The sequence below is a fragment of the Shewanella algae genome, from assembly GCF_009183365.2.
GTDB classification, from domain to species: domain Bacteria; phylum Pseudomonadota; class Gammaproteobacteria; order Enterobacterales; family Shewanellaceae; genus Shewanella; species Shewanella algae.
In genome coordinates, this window is sequence record NZ_CP068230.1 from 1,955,503 (window position 1) to 1,975,876 (window position 20,374).

Annotated in this window: 15 protein-coding genes; 7 read left to right on the top strand and 8 right to left on the bottom strand. The window is 50.4% G+C overall.

Annotated features, from left to right (window positions below; translation table 11 throughout):
• Positions 1 to 6: 6 nt before the first annotated feature.
• Positions 7 to 2,649 carry an SO2930 family diheme c-type cytochrome gene (locus tag E1N14_RS08705; protein WP_025010448.1) on the bottom strand — a complete coding sequence of 881 codons (2,643 nt, stop codon included), beginning with the start codon at positions 2,647 to 2,649 and terminating at the stop codon, positions 7 to 9.
• A 238-nt stretch (positions 2,650 to 2,887) separates the two neighbouring features.
• Between E1N14_RS08705 and E1N14_RS08710 the strand changes: the two genes are divergently transcribed.
• Entirely contained in the window at positions 2,888 to 3,607 is a 720-nt protein-coding gene (locus tag E1N14_RS08710) for a suppressor of fused domain protein (protein ID WP_025010449.1), read from the top strand.
• A 96-nt stretch (positions 3,608 to 3,703) separates the two neighbouring features.
• On the opposite strand, the gene E1N14_RS08715 is transcribed toward E1N14_RS08710, so the two are convergent.
• Positions 3,704 to 4,765: a DUF3083 family protein gene (locus E1N14_RS08715; RefSeq protein WP_025010450.1), complete on the bottom strand. Its 1,062-nt coding sequence runs from the start codon at positions 4,763 to 4,765 to the stop codon at positions 3,704 to 3,706.
• 208 nt (positions 4,766 to 4,973) lie between these two features.
• On the opposite strand from E1N14_RS08715, the gene E1N14_RS08720 reads away from it, so the two are divergent.
• The gene (locus E1N14_RS08720) at positions 4,974 to 5,474 is read left to right on the top strand and encodes a GNAT family N-acetyltransferase (protein WP_025010451.1); all 501 of its coding nucleotides are present in this window, start codon (positions 4,974 to 4,976) and stop codon (positions 5,472 to 5,474) included.
• 47 nt (positions 5,475 to 5,521) lie between these two features.
• Here E1N14_RS08720 and E1N14_RS08725 read toward each other — a convergent pair whose 3' ends face one another.
• Positions 5,522 to 6,196, bottom strand: coding sequence for an arylesterase (locus E1N14_RS08725; RefSeq protein ID WP_051546997.1), 675 nt, complete (start codon positions 6,194 to 6,196; stop codon positions 5,522 to 5,524).
• Here E1N14_RS08725 and E1N14_RS08730 point away from each other — a divergent pair.
• The 3 genes from E1N14_RS08730 (at position 6,135) to E1N14_RS08740 (ending at position 9,783) form a co-directional block, all read left to right on the top strand.
• Positions 6,135 to 6,947: an ABC transporter ATP-binding protein gene (locus E1N14_RS08730; RefSeq protein WP_081782927.1), complete on the top strand. Its 813-nt coding sequence runs from the start codon at positions 6,135 to 6,137 to the stop codon at positions 6,945 to 6,947. The genes E1N14_RS08725 and E1N14_RS08730 overlap by 62 nt on opposite strands.
• Positions 6,947 to 9,400, top strand: coding sequence for an ABC transporter permease (locus tag E1N14_RS08735; protein WP_062793979.1), 2,454 nt, complete (start codon positions 6,947 to 6,949; stop codon positions 9,398 to 9,400). The genes E1N14_RS08730 and E1N14_RS08735 overlap by 1 nt, the downstream gene beginning before the upstream one ends.
• Positions 9,401 to 9,564: 164 nt before the next feature.
• A complete protein-coding gene (locus E1N14_RS08740) occupies positions 9,565 to 9,783 on the top strand; it encodes a hypothetical protein (RefSeq protein ID WP_243880317.1) in 219 nt (72 codons plus the stop codon).
• Positions 9,784 to 9,979: 196 nt separating this feature from the next.
• Here the strand turns inward: E1N14_RS08740 and E1N14_RS08745 are convergent, their stop codons facing one another.
• From E1N14_RS08745 to E1N14_RS08760, 4 genes are all read right to left on the bottom strand, one after another.
• Positions 9,980 to 10,435 (bottom strand): hypothetical protein, encoded by a 456-nt coding sequence (locus E1N14_RS08745; protein ID WP_025010453.1) that lies wholly within the window; start codon positions 10,433 to 10,435, stop codon positions 9,980 to 9,982.
• Positions 10,436 to 10,588: 153 nt separating this feature from the next.
• Positions 10,589 to 13,939: an EAL domain-containing protein gene (locus E1N14_RS08750; protein ID WP_210736136.1), complete on the bottom strand. Its 3,351-nt coding sequence runs from the start codon at positions 13,937 to 13,939 to the stop codon at positions 10,589 to 10,591.
• A 17-nt stretch (positions 13,940 to 13,956) separates the two neighbouring features.
• Positions 13,957 to 14,835 (bottom strand): ligand-binding sensor domain-containing protein, encoded by an 879-nt coding sequence (locus E1N14_RS08755; RefSeq protein ID WP_037437003.1) that lies wholly within the window; start codon positions 14,833 to 14,835, stop codon positions 13,957 to 13,959.
• 289 nt (positions 14,836 to 15,124) lie between these two features.
• A complete protein-coding gene (locus E1N14_RS08760) occupies positions 15,125 to 17,914 on the bottom strand; it encodes an insulinase family protein (protein WP_062793933.1) in 2,790 nt (929 codons plus the stop codon).
• A 171-nt stretch (positions 17,915 to 18,085) separates the two neighbouring features.
• On the opposite strand from E1N14_RS08760, the gene sixA reads away from it, so the two are divergent.
• On the top strand, positions 18,086 to 18,556 hold the full coding sequence (gene sixA / locus E1N14_RS08765) for a phosphohistidine phosphatase SixA (protein WP_025010454.1): 471 nt from the start codon (positions 18,086 to 18,088) through the stop codon (positions 18,554 to 18,556).
• Between the two features lie 171 nt (positions 18,557 to 18,727).
• Here sixA and smrB read toward each other — a convergent pair whose 3' ends face one another.
• The gene (gene smrB, locus E1N14_RS08770; protein WP_025010455.1) at positions 18,728 to 19,258 is read right to left on the bottom strand and encodes an endonuclease SmrB; all 531 of its coding nucleotides are present in this window, start codon (positions 19,256 to 19,258) and stop codon (positions 18,728 to 18,730) included.
• Positions 19,259 to 19,342: 84 nt separating this feature from the next.
• Between smrB and prmB the strand changes: the two genes are divergently transcribed.
• Positions 19,343 to 20,287: a 50S ribosomal protein L3 N(5)-glutamine methyltransferase gene (gene prmB / locus E1N14_RS08775; RefSeq protein ID WP_025010456.1), complete on the top strand. Its 945-nt coding sequence runs from the start codon at positions 19,343 to 19,345 to the stop codon at positions 20,285 to 20,287.
• The last annotated feature ends 87 nt before the right edge of the window (positions 20,288 to 20,374 follow it).

The following is a 20,374-nucleotide window of genomic DNA, read 5'->3' on the forward strand; positions in this document are numbered from 1 at the left end:
CCAGCTTCAGTTGGAGCAGCTGGCTGCCGGTAAACGTTTAATCCATTCGCTTATCAGCGCGACTCCTTCATCGTGGCTGAGGCTACGGCCAATTTCGGGCATTCTGTCGCCCGGCTCATTGCTCTGCATCCGGAAATGCATGATGGACTCGGCCGGATTACCCGGTACCACATCGTAGCCCAGGGTGCCGCCGCCATAGGCGACAGGCGATTTACAGGTGCCGTGGCTGAAGCCGTTGTCTTCATCATAGCTGCGCTGGTATTCCAGTTTCAGCCCGGTATTGGAGGCATTGCCTTCGGGTCTGTGGCAGTGGGCGCAGTTGATATCCAGGTAACCCTTGGCAGTTTGCATCAGCTCGCTGTCACTGAGCTGAGTCAAAGTGGCTTCATCACCATCCACATAGGCTGGTACCTTGTCGACGCTGGTAAGGGTTGGCAGGCCGCTGAGAATACCCGCGCTTTGCCAATGAAGCAGTTGGTTGGCGCTGCCATCCTGGTAGGGGTAGTCACGGTTCAGATGGCGGGCCTTGGGACCAATCGGCATAAACACCGCCTGGCTGGCGCTGTCGGCCTTGAACTGATGACACTGCTTGCACTGATTCATTGACGGGACAACGTAGTCAAAGTTCAGGGTTTGCCCCTTGTGCACCACGCTCTTGCCTTGAATGGCACCGGCCTTGGCCAAAGTGGCATCTGTTTGCTCGGCATTCCAGACATAGGGCAGGGCGGTCCAGCCCGACTCTCTGTGGATCAACAACCGGGTTTCAATCAGAGTTTCATTGTCCACGCCTCTGGTTGCGGTATCGGCAGGCAGGGCAAATGTTTTCACCAGTACTGTGCCTACCGGGAAGTCAAAGGCCTCATTGCTGCTGTAGTTGGCTTGTTTCCCTTCCGGCACAAACACATAGCGATACTTACTGGCATAGTCGGTAAACAGCGGCGTGTTGAGATCGTAAGGGATCCCGCCACTGTTTGGCATGGCCGCCGGCATAGAGGCGTCGGCAAACAGGCGGTATTGTGCCAGGCTGCTGCAATTGGCACCCGTCAGAGCATCCCAGTTCACACCAGAGCCTTGAGCGCTGCACAGCGACAGGTCGCCATCGCCTTCAAGGCCGCCTTCACCTTCTCCTATAGTACCGCCACCGCCGACCAGCACGCCACCGTCACAACCTTCGGTATCATCATCCACGCCGCAGCCGAAGATCTGTTCGCCGAAAGTGACGGTATGCACAGGTAGGCTGACCAAAGAGCATTGCAACAGTTGCTGCTGCTTGGCTTCATACATGACATCGGGAATGCTGACATCGGTATTGCTGTTGCCGTAGAGCTGGCCAATACTGACATCTCCATTGTTGCTGGCACAGACATTTTCACTGCCGTCAGGGTTGAAGGGGAGTTCACCAAAGCCGAGATAGGCGCCGGTACCATTGTTGGCGAGCAGTTCACCCAGGCCATCGTAGAGGATCCCCGGGAAGCGGCCATGGCTGTAGATGTAGGCCTTGATGATATCCTCGATAAGATAACCGTTGGGCTTGGTGGCAAAACCGCTTATCTGGTTGTCATGGATATAGATGTTGCGCGGTGTGGCGCGCCAGCCATCTTCAATGGCCTGACCCGGCTGGGCATAGCTGGCGGCAAAGGCGGATACATCCGGCTCGGCGATAAAGAAGCTGGAGACAGTGACCGCCAGGGTATCGTGGTTGCTGATCTGGTTGTTGAACACTTCCACATCGTTGGTGGAGAGTATGATCACCCCGGTGCCGGGAGGAACAATATGCACTCCGGCTGGGTTGGCAGAGGCGTTGGCGAAGTTGTGGGTATTGTTGTCATAAACCTTGTTGTTGAATACCCGTACGCTGGAGCCGTACTTGTGGTTGCCAATGGGAAGGTCGAACACCAGAATACCACCGGTATTGCCCATGGCCTCATTGTCATAGACATCGGCAAAACGCGAGTTTTCCACTTCGATACCGGCAACGTTTTCCTTGGCGATATTGCGCCTGACGACTATGTACTCAGACTGGCCGACATAGATACCGGCATCGGCGCTGCCGCGGACATAGCTGTCTTCAATCAAAATATTCTCGCATTCCACCGGGTAAAGGCCGTAGGCGCCATTGCCTTGATCCAGCTCACCTTCCCACACGGCGGAGACATTGCGCAGTATGATGCCATTGGTATTTTTCAGCTTGATGCCGTTGTTTTTGGCTTCATAGACCGACAGATCCTTGATGGTGATATTGAGGGCATTTTGTACAAAGATACCGTCACCGGCGTTGGCATTGGCAAAGTCGAGAATGGTTTCATCGCGGCCATAGCCCATGACAGTGACATTGCTGGCATAGCTGCCGTCACCGTCGACATCGCCGTCAAACAACAAGGTGGCATCTATCTCAAATCGGCCCTTTGGCAACACGATTACAGCGCCACTCTGGGCGTTGATCAGAGCTTCCTGAATTCGGGTTGTCAAATTGTCTCCGGCTTCAACCATGATGGCGCCTTCGGGGAAGGGGCTGGTTACCGGCGGTGGCGTCACGACCGGCGGTTCAGTGGTTTGAGACGTATTGTCGTCATCCGAGCAGGCAATGAGTCCCACGGTTAACCCGGCTGCCAGCAACGCCAAAGTCAGGGGGTTTTTCTTGTTGAACATAATCTCTCCTGATTATTGTTATTATTCCGTTAACAAGATCCCGATTCATTTCCCGACTGACAATGTGAAATCCGGCCAAATTAGCACCAAATAATGCAAGTGGCGGCAAATAACAGATTGAGATGTTATCGCCATATGTAAACACTATTTTAACAACAGTTTGTTTTTCATCATTTATTCTGGATTTAGTTCGCCGGCAGTGATAAAACCTCATGCGTCAGAATCAAAAGGAGTTGGCATGAGTAAGGATGAACAAGAATACAGCCTTTCCGGTGATCCCATTTTCAGATACACGGATGGTGAAAAGGAATGGCAATCGCCTATGGGTGAAGAGTGTATCGTCCAGATAAGCGAACATATTGAGCGCCATATTGGTGAAGTCACCTGGGTCTTTCATGAAGTTATCTCGGATACTGTGCATATTGATGTGCATTATGTGGCACCGACAGACGAGCGACCTTTCCATACTCTGGTGACTTCCGGCATGAGTGACTTGCCTATGAGTACCCCCGAAGAGGCGGATATCCCCAGGTTTATGGAGCTGATGATCACCTTGCCGGCGCATTGGCAGATAAGTCAGGAAGCCTTCAGCGATGAACAGTGGTACTGGCCTGTAAGGCAGCTTAAGTTTTTGGCGCGCTTTCCGCATAAATACGACAGCTGGCTGGGCTGGGGACACACAATACCCAATGGTGATCCTGCCGAACCCTTTGCCGAAAATACCCGTCAAAACGGCATGATAGTTCTGCCGTCACTGCTGGTTGATGAGGTTTTCCACACCCTGGAGATTGACCAGGACAAGTGCATCAATTTTTATAGCCTGGTGCCGCTTTATGAAGAAGAGATGATGTTGAAACTGGAGCAGGGCAGCGATGCCTTGTTGGATCTGTTCGACAAATATCAGGTGAGCGATCTGGTGGATGTTGCCAGAATCAATGTGGTCACAGGGCGGAAATAACCGAGCCCCGGGGACTCACTCATAGCACACTCATAATAACAAGGTAAAAAGCCGGACTGAGCTGCATTGTGCAGGCTAGCCCGGCTTTTTTGAGTCTTAACGCTTGTAACTGATGTGCTGATGGAATCTCAACACCAGTTCACGGCGCTCCGGATCCAAGCCTATGGCTTCGGCAAAGTCTTTCAAAGCCGCTTCCACCTGGTTCATATAGCGGCCATAACCTGGCTCTGTGTAGTCCTCTTTACCGGCAACCAGCAAAAAGTGCACCGATTCTACCAGGTTGCGCCCATCCCAATGGCTGACAAACTGAGTGTCGGTTGCCGCAGGATCAAAGCCTATCATCTGGGCTTCGGCAGTACTTTCCACCTTCTCGAACTTACTGTTGCGAACCAAAGGCATCAGGCCGTTGGCCACCATGGCGATGCGGTGCAATTGCTTGCCGGCCGCTGCGCTGCGGAACTTGTCCTCAAGAAACTGGTACAGCGGGCTGAAGTCTTCGGTATGCTCTTCTTCCAGCACGCTCTGCTTCAGGCGGCGGCTCAGCGGCAGGCTGACGGTGACATAGGCCAATGAGCTGTGATCTTCCGGCAGTTTGCACTTGCGCGACTTGTAGCGCTGATAAATATCCCTGAGCTTGTAGCCATAGGTCTTTTTCTCCCCCTTGGCACGGGCGAAGAGATCGTAGGCCATGTGCTGGTGATCGCGGACTTTGACCCTTAATTCCTGCTCCGGCAGGTTGTCCAACACCCCATTCAATACGGCATTGACCCGGCTGTGGAAATTGGCGGCGTTGGCGCGAATTTCCTTACCTGTGGCCAAAAACAGCAGTCTTAACTTGCGGGCCTTGTAGTCCGGCTGGAAGAAAAGGTTCTGGGCTTCATGGTAGGCCGGGTTGTAAAAGAACAGGATCTGTTCGGCGGTTTGGAAGCAGTAGGCCTCGGTGTGAAAACGCACCACAGGCAGTTTGTCATTGGCGATCACATGAATGTTGTGCAGATCTTCCTTTTCTGCCAATTGGAATACCAACTTGCTGATCTCGCGGTAGCAGTTTTCGTAACTGGCATAGTGGCTGAGCAGCGCATCTGTCATCAGTATTTCAGCCATGATGTACTGGCTGGTACGGGTGGCCAGAGGAATATAGACTTTTTGCTGGGACATACGCTTTCCTTGTTTTATGTTATCAGGCCGGTATAGGCATACTAGCCGGGTTGCACTGCAATCTTATTGCGACAAAACAACTTTCAATCCGATCGGGTATGGACTTATCGCGCCCGCCCTAGTGTAATCTATGGTTATGATTTATTAAACATTAATAAACTTTAGCCAACCTTAAGGCAACAAACTGAATAACAAGGAGTCGTTAATCTTGATTACCGAAAGCCCCAGATTAATTTTGAGACAGTTCCGTGATGGTGATCAGCAGGCTTTATTTGCCATGAACAGTACTCCCGAAGTGCTGAGGTATATCCCCGGCGAGCCATTGAAGGATATTGAAGAGGCCGCTCAGGTGCTTGAAAAGGTCATTTTTGCTGACTACCGCAAGTATGGCTATGGTCGCTGGGCAGTTGAGCATAAGGCCGATGGCAAGGTGATAGGTTTTTGCGGCCCCAAGTTCCTGCCGGAGTTCGGCAAGGTTGAGTTGGGATACAGGTATCTGCCTGAATACTGGGGCCAGGGACTGGGTTATGAAGCCGCCAGCCATGCATTGCCAAAAATAAAAGCGATTTGCGCCGTGAATGAGTTGATAGCCCTGATCATGGATGGCAACCTGGGCTCGGAAGCGATAGCCCTCAAGTTGGGTATGCTGCCGCTGGAAGAAAGTGAACTGATGGGGCACAAGGTGAGGGTATTCAGCTGCAGCCTTTAGTCGTTTTTAGCTATGTCGTCCTGCGGCTATTATGTCCGGTGATTGCCTTATCCGCCTGTTGCCGGCGCAGATGCGTCTGTGGCAGGGGCTTTGATGGCTTCGATTGCCGATTCAACCCAGGGCAGCACAAAGGCGGTGATCTTGGGCTGGGCCTTTTCGTTCGGGTGCAGCCCATCGGCCTGCATCAACTCGGGGAAGGGCGCTATCTCTGTCATAAAGAAGGGCATCAGGGTGACGTTGGGCTGTTTGGCCAGGTCACTGTAAACGGCGCTGAAGGCGTTGGCATATCTGGGGCCGTAGTTTGGCGGCACCATGACTTCGGAAAGTAGCACCTTGGCGCCGGATTGATGAGCCAGCGCAATGATTTTTGTAAGATTGTTTTTCAGCTCTGTTGGCGGAAAGCCTCTCAGACCATCATTGCCGCCAAGCTCCACCAACAGCAGCGAGGGTTTTACCGACTCCAGCAACTGAGGCAATCTTCTGAGGCCACCGGCCGTGGTTTCGCCGCTGACAGAGGCATTAACAATGTTATGCTCGGGTAAGGCTTGTCTCAGCCCTTCGACCCAACCCTGTTTCTCGGCCATGCCGTAACTGGCTCCCAGGCTGTCCCCCAGGATCAGTACATCAGCGGCCTTGACGGGCAGCGCAGAGAACAAGAATATGACTGGTATCAATGCCAGCGGACGCAAGCATAAGGAAGCAATTTTGAAGAACAGTGCCATTAAGGTTTCCCATCTCGTAAAAACTGTCACTACCCAGGAAGGTGACCTGACTATCCTGAGTGGCATCAATTTGGATGTCAAGCCGGGCCAGAGTGTGGCCATTCTTGGGCCATCAGGCTCAGGTAAATCAACTCTGCTGGGCCTGCTGGCGGCATTGGATACCCCCTCGTCCGGTGAGATTTGGCTCGATGGCAGTGCCCTGGCCGGGCTGAATGAAGAGCAGAAGGCTGCGCTGCGTAAGCGGAAAGTCAGCTTTATTTTTCAGTCTTTTATGTTGGTTGATACCCTCAACGCCCTGGAAAATGTCATGCTGCCGGCTGAACTTGCGGGTATCAAGGATGCCAGAGAGCGAGCCAAAGCCATGCTGGAGCGAGTTGGCCTCGGGCACAGGCTCAATCATTACCCGAAACAGCTTTCCGGCGGTGAGCAGCAGCGGGTTGCTATCGCCAGAGCCTTTATCAGCGAACCCAAGGTGCTGTTTGCCGATGAACCCACGGGCAACCTGGACAAACACAACGCCGACAGGGTTGCCGACATGCTGTTTGAGCTCAATCGCGAGAGTTCGACCACCTTGATTTTGGTGACCCATGATATGCAACTGGCTAGTCGTTGTGAGCGCCAGTTGGAGATGCACGAAGGGCGATTGTATGAACAGGGGCAGCAAACCCTGCCGGAAGAGGCCAGTTTGCATGAGGCCAAGACAGAGAGCCAGGTGCCGGCGGCATCGGTAACAGCAGAGGAGGGGCGCTGATGGAATGGACGCTGGCATGGCGCCTGTTTCGCCGCGAGCTCAAGCAAGGGCAGTTGGTATTGATTGTGCTGGCCTTGACCCTGGCGGTGTTGTCTGTCACCGGTCTGGCCCGGGTCAGTGAGAGATTGCAGCTCGCCATCAATGGCCAGGCGGCCAAGTTTATTGCTGCCGACCGAATCATTAATTCACCCGTTCCCATAGATGCAGGCATACTGCAGCAGGCCAACGCGTTAGGGCTTAAGCAATCGCAGAGTTTGCAGTTCAACTCTATGGTTTACAGCGGCGATGCCTTTCAGTTGGTCACTGTCAGGGCCGTTGATAATGCCTATCCGCTCAAGGGCAAAATTGTCTTGCGTCAAGGAGAAACCAGTGCCTTGCCGCAGCCAGGTGAACTGTGGTTTGAAATGCGTCTTGGGGGCTTGCTGGGGTATCCCAAGAGTGTTGAGCTGGGTAACGCCCAGATGGCGCTGGCCAAGGAGATAGACAGGCTGCCCGATGCCGGTTTCAATCCATTTGCTTCTTCCCCCCTGGTGTTGATGCGCCTTGATGATGTTGCGGCAACCGGGGTCATTCAACCCGGCAGCCGGGTGACATATCTTTATCAGTTTGTCGGGGATAACCAGGCGCTGAGCCGTTTTGAAGAATACGCCAAGCCACTGCTGACCAGTAGCCAACGTTGGGTTGATGTACAATCCGGCGATTCGCCGATTGCCGGGGCGGTGCAGCGGGCGGAGCGATTCTTGCTGCTGGCAAGCTTGCTGGGGATAGCCCTTGCCTGCGCCGCCATCGGCATTGCCGCCCAGCGTTATTGCCAGCGTCACTATGATGTGGTTGCCATGCTGAAAACCTTTGGCGCCAGTGCAAGACAAATCCGTTTATTGTTCGGTCTGCACCTGCTGCTGGTGACCTTTCTTGGAGTGATCTTGGGGATCTTCGGTGGCTTGGTGCTGGATTCTCTCATCAGCCGAGCCTTGCCTGCGGAAATTGCCGCCTATTCTCCGCCTATGCTTAGACCGCTTCTCTTGGGGTTGGCTACAGGGTTTATCAGCGCCTTTATGTTCAGTGCCTATCCGCTGATGCGGCTGCTGGCTATTCCGCCGCTCAGGGTGTTGCAACGCCAGCTCGAAGGAATACGTCTGGGCATGTGGTTGCATCTGCTGCTGAGTTTGGCGGCCATGGGATTACTCGGCTGGCTCTACTCGCGCTCTTTGCCTTTGACCCTGACCGTGGTGGCCAGCGTGGTGTTGCTTGGTGTGCTGCTCAGCCTGATGGGTTTTTTGTTAATCCGCCTGGGGCAGAGTGTTGGCATGCGCACGACCAACCCCTTGTCGCTGGCACTGGCGGGCCTTCGGCGCCGCGCCAGACAAAACGCTGTACAACTGGTGGGCTTTTCCAGCGCCCTGGTGTTATTGCTGACCATAATGGCGTTGCGTCAGGACTTGCTCAGCGAATGGCAGAAGCAGTTGCCTGAGGATGCGCCGAACTATTTCCTGGTTAACATAGCTCCGGACGAAGTAGAGCCGCTGGCGGACTTTATGGCTCAGCGCCAGATTGCTGCCACAGATATCTATCCTGTCATCCGCGGTCGGCTCAGCGCTATCAATGGTGAGGAGGTGATCACTGCCGAAGAGCAGGAACAGGGGCAGAGAGGGCGCCTTGGGATTTCAAGGGAACTGAATCTCACCTGGCGAAATACCTTGCCGCCCAACAATGAGATCCTTGAGGGGCATTTTAATCGGCAAACCGATGACGTGTCGGTGGAGTCCGGGGTGGCCGAGCGCTTGGGAATTACTGTCGGAGACAGCCTGAGTTTTGTTATCGATAACCAAACGCTGACCGTCAAAGTGGCCAGCATTCGTTCTGTGCAGTGGGAAACTCTGCAACCCAACTTCTTTATGATTTTCAGTCAGGAAGCCTTGGCCCCCTTTGCTTATACCTCCATGGCCAGTTTTCATCTGGATGATGGTCAAAAGGCCGTTGTACTTGAGCTTATCCGTAATTTCCCCACTGTCTCCATCATAGATGTGGGGGCCATGGTGACTCAGCTAAAAGAGATAGTAGCCCAGGTATCTTTGGCGCTGACGCTGGTGTTGGTGCTGGTGGTATTGGCCAGTGCCCTGGTGATGATAGCGCAGACCGAAGCCGGCATGGCCAGTCGCCAACGAGAACTGGCGGTTCTACGCACCTTTGGTGCGCCGGGAAGCTTGCTTAAGCTTGCCACGGCGTTGGAGTTTGCACTACTAGGTGCCGTGGCGGGCATTCTGGCGGTCACAGTGGCGGAGTTTGCGCTCTGGCTTTTGAAAACTCAGGTGTTTGAACTCAGAGTCAGCCCTCACTGGCAATGGTGGCTGTTGGCTCCCCTCAGTGGCGCCTTGTTGGTGGCACTGCTTGGCCTGTGGCGATGTCGCAGTCTGCTGCAAAAGTCCTGTGGTGAGCTGTTAAGGCTTGAGTAATGCCAGGGGATTGGTTGTCAGGCTATTTTTGTCGAACCATTTTTTGCCAGGCTCGGGTGGCGAATTACTGACCTTTTGCTGTTATTTTGAGCGCTGCTGGGGTAGTATTCCGGCTTTCTTTTGGACAGTGAAGGGATGCGCTGCAACAAGTGAGGTGAGGCAAGTTGACACTGATACTGGCAGGCGCTTTGGCTTTGGCGGGGACTCTGGGCGTCTCCGCTTACACTCTGGGACATTCAGCCTTCAAGGCGGGGATGGGGGTTAAACGTTGGGTGGCTGCCGGGTTGTTGCTGGGACCCGCTGCCATGTTGTTATTTAATGCACATAGGCAATTAGCGTACCGCAAAACCACTCGGCCCGGCGATAGCGAGCATTCCTTCTAGAATCGTCTATTGATTCCAAATCACAGCAAAAGGGAGCATAAATGCTCCCTTGTTTTTTCGCTGTTTCATCAGTTCCACCAACCTCTGGCAGGAACCACTTCCAGGTGGCACAGACCCTCCGGCAGTTTCACCCGTTTACGCTCTGGTTTGGTCAGACCCAATAACTTCTTGATTGCTATGATCATATTGGAACCCCTTACGCAATGCTCTTAACAGAGTTAACGACTTTGATATGTGGCACTGCTGCGACTTGAGTCTCCAGCACCTTGATGTGTGGCACAGCAGCAATTTGAGTATCCAGCACCTTGATGTGTGGCACCGCAGCGATCTGAGTATCCAGCACCTTGATGTGCGGTACTGCGGCAACTTGAGTATTCAGCACCTTGATGTGTGGTACTGCGGCAATTTGAGTATCCAGCACCTTGATGTGTGGTACTGCGGCAATTTGAGTATCCAGCACCTTGATGTGTGGTACAGCAGCAATTTGAGTCTCCAGCACCTTGATGTGTGGCACAGCAGCGACTTGAGTATCTAGCACCTTGATGTGTGGCACAGCAGCGACTTGGGTGTCCAGTACTTTAATGTGAGGGACGGCGGCAAAAGCCAGTGAACTGGTAACAACGGCGGCGGTAGCAAGTATTGATTTAATCATTATTTTATCTCTCTCAGGGTAGTGGTAACAGTCAGCGGTTAACTTCTTGACGCTGAGAGAGATAAAGCAGGAGTTATGCCAAAGTGTTATTTCAGTTTTAAATTGGTTTTATTTTGGCTTTTTATCGGTTTGTATACGGTTTGAATTTGGTTCTTAAATTGTATTTTTCTTTCCTGTAAATGTGGGCAGATTTTGTTTCAGATACTCGGAAAACTCAGCTTCCGGTACGGCTTTGCTGTAAATAAACCCTTGTATTTCTTCACAGTTTAACGCTTTTAAAATACTGAGTTGTGATGAGTCTTCCACGCCTTCTCCCACAACGGAAAGCCCCATATTGTGGGCTATGGTGATGATGGAATCGACCATCTTTAGGTCTCTGTCAGACTTATCGATATCGTCGACAAAGGCTTTATCTATTTTCAAGCAGTGAATGGGGAATCGTTTCAGATAGGACAGAGATGAATAGCCGGTACCAAAGTCATCGAGTGCCAGACAGACTCCCATTTTAGCCAGTTGTTGCATGACTTTAATGGCTTTTTCCGGATGCTTGATAACAGTCCCTTCGGTGATTTCCAGTTCCAGATTAGCCGGTGGCAGGCGGGTCAGACGTAAAATTGACGCGATTCTTTGCTGTAGATCGGGAAGCGCGAATTGTCGCGACGACAAATTGACAGCCACACGGCCATCAAACAATCCCTGCTCACGCCACTGTTGGGCAGCAAAGCAGGCTTTTCGCATAACAAGGTCACCTATTTCAACAATCAGGCCGTTTTCCTCTGCCAGCGGAATAAAGTCATTGGGTGGGATCAATCCGTGTTGAGGATGATTCAAGCGAACCAAGGCTTCCATACCCGACACCAAACCGCTGCGCAGGTTGATTTTTGGCTGGTAATAGACTTCAAACAGATCGTCTTTTAGGCCCTCTCGGATGAGATTTTCTACCTCCAACTGCCGGATTGCATTGCGGTTCAATGATTCTGAGTAGAACTGATAGCGGTTACCACCGGCAGACTTGGCATGGTACATGGCAATATCGGCCTTTCTCAGCAGCGCTTGCTCATTTTGCTCGTCTTCTGGATAAAGCACTATGCCTATGCTGACGCCGACAACCAGCTGTTCGCCTACCAGTTCAAAGGCTTGACCGAATGCGTCTATGACGCGGCTGGCTATCACTGCACTGGAACCTATATCGGGATTCTTGTCTACCAAAATGGCAAACTCATCACCACCGAGGCGATAAAGGTTGGTGTGTCCGGGTATAGATTGCTGCAGCCTTTCTGCGACCAGGATCAAAAGCTCGTCACCTATTTGGTGACCAAGAGAGTCATTGATCTTTTTGAAATTATCCAGGTCAAGGACCATCAGAGTGTGGTGATGATCTTTTTTCACCAGGTTGCCTAGGGTGACTTGCAGGTTGGAGCGGTTGGGAAGACCGGTCAGGAGATCATTATTGGTGAGTTTGCGCAGCTCTTCTTCCTGCTGTTTACGACGGGAGATATCGGAAAACACCCCAACATAATGGGTCAGGATCCCTTGCTCATCGTAAATCGCATCTATGGTGAGTTCCATCAAGAACTCTGAACCGTCGCCCTTAATGGCTTCTATATCGTTGCTCCAGCGACCGTACTGCTGCAATAACTGTTTTATTTGTTGATTGTAATTGTCAGGATAACGGCTGAACTGCAGCGTTGTGCCGAGCAACTGGTTGCGGCTGTGTTGGGTTAGTTCACAGCAGGCTTCGTTAACCTCAACATAATGGAAATCGGCATCCAGAATAAACATGCCTTCCGAGATATTCTCTATCGCCCGCTCGAACAGGCGCAGCTGCTCTTCTGCTGTCTTGAAACTGTTGATGTTTTTGATGGTTCCCGTCATACGAAGGGCATTGTCATGCTCATCCCGCTCAACAATTTTGGCCCTGTCGAGGATCCACAGCCACTCACCACTCTTGCTTTTGACTCTGTAGGTTGCTTCGAAATGATCTGTTTCACCGTAAAAATGTTTATTGAGTGCTTCTCTTACCCGCTCTCTATCTTGAGGGTGTATATTGCTCTCTTCACCATGGTGGCCGGAGCGCTGGCCGTCGCGGGGAAATTCGAGAGAACCCCAGATATTGGAGCGGTATATCTGCCCAGTTTCTATATCCCAGTCCCACATCTCATCACCGCTACCCCAGAGGGAGAGCTTTAGACGCTCCTCACTCAAGGCTATTTGACGCTGGATCTCTCTCTTGCGCAGCACGGCTTTGGTGATAGCCGTCAGTATCAGCAGTATCGCCAATACATAGAGAGTTTTGGCAAGCGTGGAAAGCCACCAAGGAGGGGTTATTTCAATTTGCAGTGTTCTGGTGATGCCTTGTTGCTGAGTCAAAGGATTAATCGCATAAACATGAAAGTTATAGGTACCAGGAGATAAGTTGGTGTAGGTTGCTGAGTTCGTTCCTTTCGATGAAATCCAGTCATCAGAAAGTCCCTCCATGCTATACATGAATTCGATATTATCTATATCGCTGCTAGGCGCACTGAATTTTAGAGTAAAAGGGTAGTCTGAATGCTTTAATACGACTTTTTCTGTATGTTGAATAGACTTATCCAGTACACCGTCACCAACACTCTCCTCTATGTTGAATATGAGTAGGGAGTCAATGGTTGGAATGATTCTTTCTTGAGAGTTTATATACTCAGATAGCTCGCTTATATCTAGTATACTTACGCCTGAGTTACCCCCGAATAGTAATTTGTTGTTAATTATAACGCCACTTTGAGAGTTGTATTCCAACTGAGCGCCATAACTCGAATTGATTACAAACTCTTGGTTGTCTTTAAACACTACAACTTCTTTTATTGATGATGCGGCAATTAATTCATCTGTTGCGACAATTGAGAAAATGGATTTATTGTTAGAATAAAATAATGAAGTGTTTTCCCCATCATATCTAAGTATGTTTTTAGGCGTGCCAAAATAAACGCTATTCTTATTTGCTGACAAGCAGAAAACCATATCATGAGAATAAATGTTATTGATACCACTACTATCTTTTTTATACAGGCCACCTTGTGTTGCAATGTATAACTCATTGTTATAGCTGATCATATCAAAAACTGGGAATTGAGTGTCTACCGTAAAACTTTCTATCTTGGTTAGATTTTCTGTATCTAAAGATATTATCTGACCATCAACAGTGCCAATTAAAAATTGATTTTTTATTCTTTTCACAACGGATACAGGAGTAGCCATAACCTTTCTAATAGACATAGTGTCTTTAGACAGTTGAAATAACCCTTCACTATTTCCAATCAAGAATCTATTATTGTCACTCAGTACTGACTTTGGACCAGTAAATTTACTATCAAAACCTTCACCTTTAACAAGGTCACTGTTTAGTATTCGTATTTTATCACTTTGGTCTGCAATAACAACATGATCGCTACTGTCTAAGCTTAATGACCAAGTCGGCTTGTTGGTTATGTCAAGATTTTTTAACAGGTTTTTACTACTCTTCAAATAAACGAACCCTTCATTTATATTTGAAAGTAAGATTCCATTTTTAACTTTTTTATATATGGACTTTTAAGAGAGTACTTTTTTGATGATACTCTTCCGATATAAGAGCTTGAATTATCTTTGTTCAGCTTAAAAATACTGTTGCCGTAGGTATAGTAAAGGTGCTCACTGTCACCACCTAAAGAGTCGTATGTACCAGGAATGGAATTTACTCTATTCCCATCAATAAACTCAATGATTTCATCTTTTTTTGCTGCATACAGGGAATCAGAAATTTTCTCAATATTTTCAATGTTTAGGCTGATAGTTTTATTGTTGTGTAATAACTCACCCGAGTAAGTGAGAATATATTCACTATTTTTTATTAAGATACCGGATTTAATATTTTTTACAGATGTTGAGCTCTTGTGGATAGGGCTTTTTTCTATTTCATTGAAAACATAGGTATTTTGTGGGGTTGTGATAAAGAGTTTGTCATCACTTTCATCTATGCTTAGTACCGATTCTGAAAAGTTCACACCAATAAATCTTTCCGTTTCCGGATCGTATTTTGATAGTCCAGAATCTGTTCCAACAATGAGTGCTTGGTACTTTCTTGAATAGATTAAAGAGCGGATGAATGAGCTTTTCAATCCAGAACCATCGTTGGAAAAAAACTGTTTGAAGGACCTTCCATCAAACCTGTTTAACCCATTTACTGTACCAACCCAGATGTAGCCATCCGGATCTTCAGCAATTGATGTAACAGTGCTTTGTGATAGCCCTTCGGGAACGCTGTAAACATCGGCTTTAAGTTGGATTGGGATGGCTGAGGCAGGAAGTGATGATACCAAAGTGAATAAAACAGCAAGCACCAGCGAAAAGGAGAGTGTGAGACCGTGCAGTGATTTAGGCATAAATTTAGTAAATTTTATAATGAGTGATGCCAGTACCGTTGAATGATAACTCTTTCAGAAAGTAGCCTGATTGTCAAAATTAAACCTTTCTATCACATACGCTTATCTCATTTCTGTCCCAGATATGTGGTGATAAATCGAGCTGCGCCATCCACTTAAAAGCATGCTGTGCTGTTATTGAATATAATACCTTTTGATTATAACTGTTGCAGCCCTTTGTCTTGGAACAATCTTCGATACCAATTGGAATGGAGAAAAATTCCTCGTTTGAGCAAGGGCAGCCCAGGGATTAAAGGTTAAACTGCTCAGCCTGTTGTTTGAAGGTGCGTAAATCTGTGATCAAGGAACCGGCTTGCAGACGCTCCAGATGTCTGTGTTGTTCTCCTGTGCTGAACAGCACCAGACGATCGCTGTGTTTGGTGCGCATTTTATCCATCATAAACTTAATCAGGCCGGCCCGGGTTTGGCGCTTGATTTCTGCTACCACCAGCTCACGCTGATTAAAGTGATAATCCTTATTGCCTATGCTGACCCAATAACGTTGGCCGCGGGTCTTGAGGTTGGCGTCATGTTCCATGACTTGGTTGATCAGTCCCTGCTTGGTGCTTTCCCACTGCTCATTGGTTATCTGCATCACGGCGTAGTTAAAGTCGGCGATAAACTCATCTATGGCTTCCAGTAACTGCAGTGGCCCGGCGGTCGGTGACTGTACATAGAAGATCATCCCCGGGTGGCGGTTCAGCGGCAGATAGCCTGTGCCCACCATATAACCGAGTTGTCTTTGGGTTCGCAGCTCGTGGAAGAAAGTTGACGACATGGTGTGATTCAGCAGGCTGAACAACGCCATTTTCTCAGGAGTGGCAAACACGGATTGGTAATAGACTATGATGGCGCTGTCCGGGTGAGCTATGTTCAGCTCCCTGAGTACGGTTCCTTTCCCCTGAAGGTTGACCAACTCCCTGGCCGATTCACGGCTGGGCTTGGAAACCAGCGACAGAATGTGGCTGAGTCGTTTTCCCAGAGACTGGGCTTCCTGTTCCAGCCAGTCACCATAGACCAGGCCTTCCAGATAGATTTTTTCATAGAAGGCGCTCACATGGTCATGCAGATCGTCCAGGGTGATATCTTCCAACAGCTCTGCCATCCGCAGTGGTTCATAACTGCGTTTTTGCAAGGTTACCGTCAAGCTGGTGAACAGCTGGGAGATGGGTTTGGCCTGGGCATGGTTATACCAACTGCGTAGTAACTGGCGTTTGATAAGGTTGAACCTCTCCTGGGTAAAACTGCGCTCCCGGGCTTTGTCTATCAGCAGCGCCAACAGGGTTTCCTGGTTGCCGGTAAAACCGGTTAAATGCAGGGTCAGCCCGCCCTGATGGGGGTAGATGTTGTAGCTGAGGCCGGCCACTTCCGCCTGATAGGTATGTTCGGTCAGATGATCGAGCAGCATCTCCACATACAGCCGGGTCAAGGCGGCATGTCTCGGCGTGGGGCTGGCCTGATCCGAATCGAGCGAGAGATAAAGATGCCCCTTGGGGACATTGAACTCATCATCTTTCTTGTGCCAGATACGGTAACCGGCACCTTCGGCGACAATCACCGGCTCAGGATGTCGGCTGGGTTCGCCTCGGGCTATGGCGTCTTCTACGATGAAAGGGTTAGGCCTTGGCAGCTCCATCCCGGTTTCAGCCTCGGCGCAGCGCCACAGTGCCAGCCTGGCTTCTTCTATGGGCTTAATTTGATAGGGGGTGTGATACCAGGCCGCTTGTTGCTCGGTATCCAGATCCTGGGCCACCAGTTGCAGGCGCATATTATCCGGGGTCATCAGGCTCATCAGTGCTCTGGCTTCAGCGACATCCAGGCCGTCCATGCGATAGTCGCCATAGACGGTATCTTCAACCTGATAATGTTGCATATTGATGCTGAGGTGACTGGCCAGATCCAGGGCTTTTATCTGTTCCTGGTAGCGAAATGCCAGTTTGAGCAGATTGGCCCTTTCCTGATAGCGCCAGTCTTCCAGCCCAGTATCGGCAATGAGTTTGATATAACCGAAGCAAGCAGCAACCACCTTGTCGGTTTGGTTCAAACCTCTGTCGGTCAGCTGAATGCTGATGCTGTATTCCTTGAAGTTGTAGCCGTTGATGCCGCCACCGGCGGAAAGCCCGTTGATAAGACCGGCTTCCTTGAGTTTGGAAAACAGGCTGCCGTGGCTCTCACTCCCAAGTAGGTGACTGATAAAGGTCAGTGGCTTACTGCGATAGAAGCGATCTATAGCGGGCAGGGCAAAGCTCAGGGTCAGGCGCTTTTGCTCTTTAAGCGGCACTATATGGATCTGCTTTTGCAGTTGCTCACTGGAGAACAGTGGCAGTTCGGGATAGGTTTTTTGCAGATCATGATTTTCTATTGCCGAAAAATAGCGTCTGGCATACTGCTCGAGCTCATCGATTGCCATGGGAGCCACCAGACACAGGGTCATCAGATTGGCGCTGTAATGGCTCTTGTAGAAGGCAAGCAGTTCTTCCCTGAGCTGTTGCTCGTCTCCGCCCAGGGTTTGCAGGTTACCGACGGAAAACTTGCAAAAAGGGTGCGCCGGGTTGACCGTCTCTTTCAATACTTGATAGATACGGCGGATATCATCTTTCTGCTTGAGACTGAACTCAGATTCTATGGCGTGTCTTTCTCTGTCCACCAACTCCTGATTGAACAAAGGTGCAATAAAGAACTGGCTGAATCTGTCCAGTGCCTCGGCAAATACCAGGGGATCTATGGCAAAGAAGAAGTTGGTGTGCTCCGTGCCCGTCCAGGCATTATTGCTGCCGCCATGTTGGTTGATAAAGCTGTGATAACCTCCTGCCTCGGGAAATTTGGCGGTACCCAGGAACAACATGTGTTCGAGAAAATGTGCCATCCCGGGGCGGGATTGGGGATCATCGAAGTGGCCGACATTGACCGCCATGGATGCGGCGGCCTGGGCAGAATGCATATCTTGCACCAGCAACACCCGCAGGCCGTTGGTCAGAGTCAGATGACGATAGCTGCGGTGTTCATTGGGGCTGGAAATGACAGACTGGCAAGTGCTCAAGGGATAACTCCCGTATAGACAGATTGTTATATATTGATAGCCTTATGCTTTTTTGGCAAATATCTCTTGGATTTTTCGACTAAAGATTGAGAGCTGTGCGGTTTGTTGCCGCGCTATAAACGGCTACAATTGACATAGAACCATAAGAACTTTTTCTGTAGTGAGTGATGTATGCAGCTTTTTCTAATGCGCCATGGTGAGGCCAGTTTCGAAGCACCCTCGGATCGGGAGCGAATGCTGACTGATGCCGGACGCCTCCATACGACACAGATGAGCAACTGGCTGAATGATTCAGTCTCTGCCTTTGATCTGGTGTTGGTAAGCCCCTACCTCAGAGCGCAGCAGACCTGGCAAGAACTGGGAAAGCACTTTCCTGAACCGCGTAAATGGATGGTATTGGATGAATTGGTACCATCGGCCGACCCTGAAATGGCTGCCAGCCTGGTGAAGGCATACGCGGAACAGTTCAAGGCTGACAAGGTGTTGGTGATAGCCCACATGCCACTATTGGGTTATATGGTCAGTGAATTGGTGGCCGGCATTGAGCCGCCGTTATTTGCGACCTCGTCAGTGGCACTTATTGATGTACATGGTCAGCAGGCAAGCGTGATGTGGCAGCAAGGGCCGCACAATATCGCCTAGTGCTTTCCCCAGGTTTAAAGCCGCCTTTAGTGCTGCAACTAACCTGAAATCATGCGCCTTATGTGATTAAAAGATGAATCTTAAAGCGCCAGCTAAACAAGGAACCCGGCCATGGCCGGGTTCCTTGCATTTATCGCGCTAAGTCTTTAAAAGGGGGCAACTCTGCTGCGGCTAGCGTCTGTGGGGATGTTCACCGATATCTATCAGTACCAACAGCGCCGCATCGCCGCCCCATTCTTTGGGAGCCTGGTGAAAGGCTTTGACCTTGGGGTGCTGCGCCAGCCACATGGGTAACTGCTGTTTGAGAATGCCGGTGCCGTAGCCGTGCATGACACTACAGCAAGGGCTGTGTTCACGGATACAGGCCTGGATCAAGGCCGCCAGTTCCAGCTTGGCTTCGGTTTGGCGGTAACCATGCAGATCCAAAAGAAAGTCAGGCACATAATCGCCTCTACGCAGACGTTTGACTTCCATGGCGTCCACATCGTCCCGACACCAACGCATAGGGCCGTTAACTGGCAATAATGGCTGGTAAACGTCTGAAAAATAACTGTCCGCCTGGATCTGAACTTCTTTTTCAGCCAGTTGCTTCTTGGTTTTGCTCGGCGGGCGGAAATGGCGTTTATCCTGGTCGAGCGGGGTGATCCCGGATACCAGTGCCTGAAATTCCGCCAGGCCTTCTTTGTCGTTTTCTTCGTTCATCAGGCTATTTTATTGAATCCTGTTTCTTCTGAACAGACTTCAGTTACAATGGGGGCGGAATAAGAATAAAGCCGGAGTCAGATTTTGGATAAGATCTTTGTGGATGAAGCCGTCACCGAATTGCGGACGGTAGGCGACATGTTGCGCTGGGCCGTCAGCCGTTTCAATGACGCCAATGTTTATTATGGCCATGGTACAGATAACGCGTGGGACGAAGCGGTTTCCCTGGTATTTCATGCCCTGCATCTGCCCGATGACATTGGTCAGCAGGTGATCCACGCCAATCTCACCAGCAGCGAAAAACACAAGATAGTTGAGCTTATCATCCGCCGGGTACGCGAGCGCTTGCCCGTACCTTATCTGACCAACACCGCCCGTTTTGCCGGGCTGGACTTCTATGTGGACGAAAGGGTGCTGGTGCCTCGCTCACCCATTGCCGAGATGATCCAAAACGGATTCGGTCCCTGGCTCTACAACAAGCCGGTAAGACGGATCCTCGATCTCTGCACCGGCAGTGGTTGCATCGCTATCGCCTGTGCCTATCAGTTTGAAGATGCTGAGGTCGATGCGCTGGATATCAGCGAGGATGCACTGGAAGTGGCGCAGATAAACGTTGAGTCGCTCGGCGTGATGGACAGGGTGTTTCCCATGCAGTCCAACCTTTTCAGCGCAGTGCCACGAGCGCCGCAGTACGATCTGATTGTGTCCAACCCTCCTTATGTTGATGCCGAAGATATTGCCGATATGCCGGATGAGTATCGCCATGAGCCGGAAATTGGTTTGGCGTCCGGTCGCGACGGCCTGGATATCACCAGACGCATTCTGGCCAACGCCGCCGATTACCTCACAGATGACGGTATCCTGGTGGTTGAAGTGGGTAACTCCATGGTGCACCTGATTGAGCAGTTCCCCGATGTGCCTTTCACCTGGGTCAGCTTTGAACATGGTGGTGATGGGGTGTTTGTGCTGACAAAAGATCAGCTAGTTGAAAATCAATCACTGTTCGCCATCTTTAAAGACAGTGAATAATAAAGCGGCCCATTAGCCAATGGGCCAGTAAAGACGAGGTTCGGATGGCCGAACCTCAGCGCTCGGTCATTTTATCTCCAGGGGGAA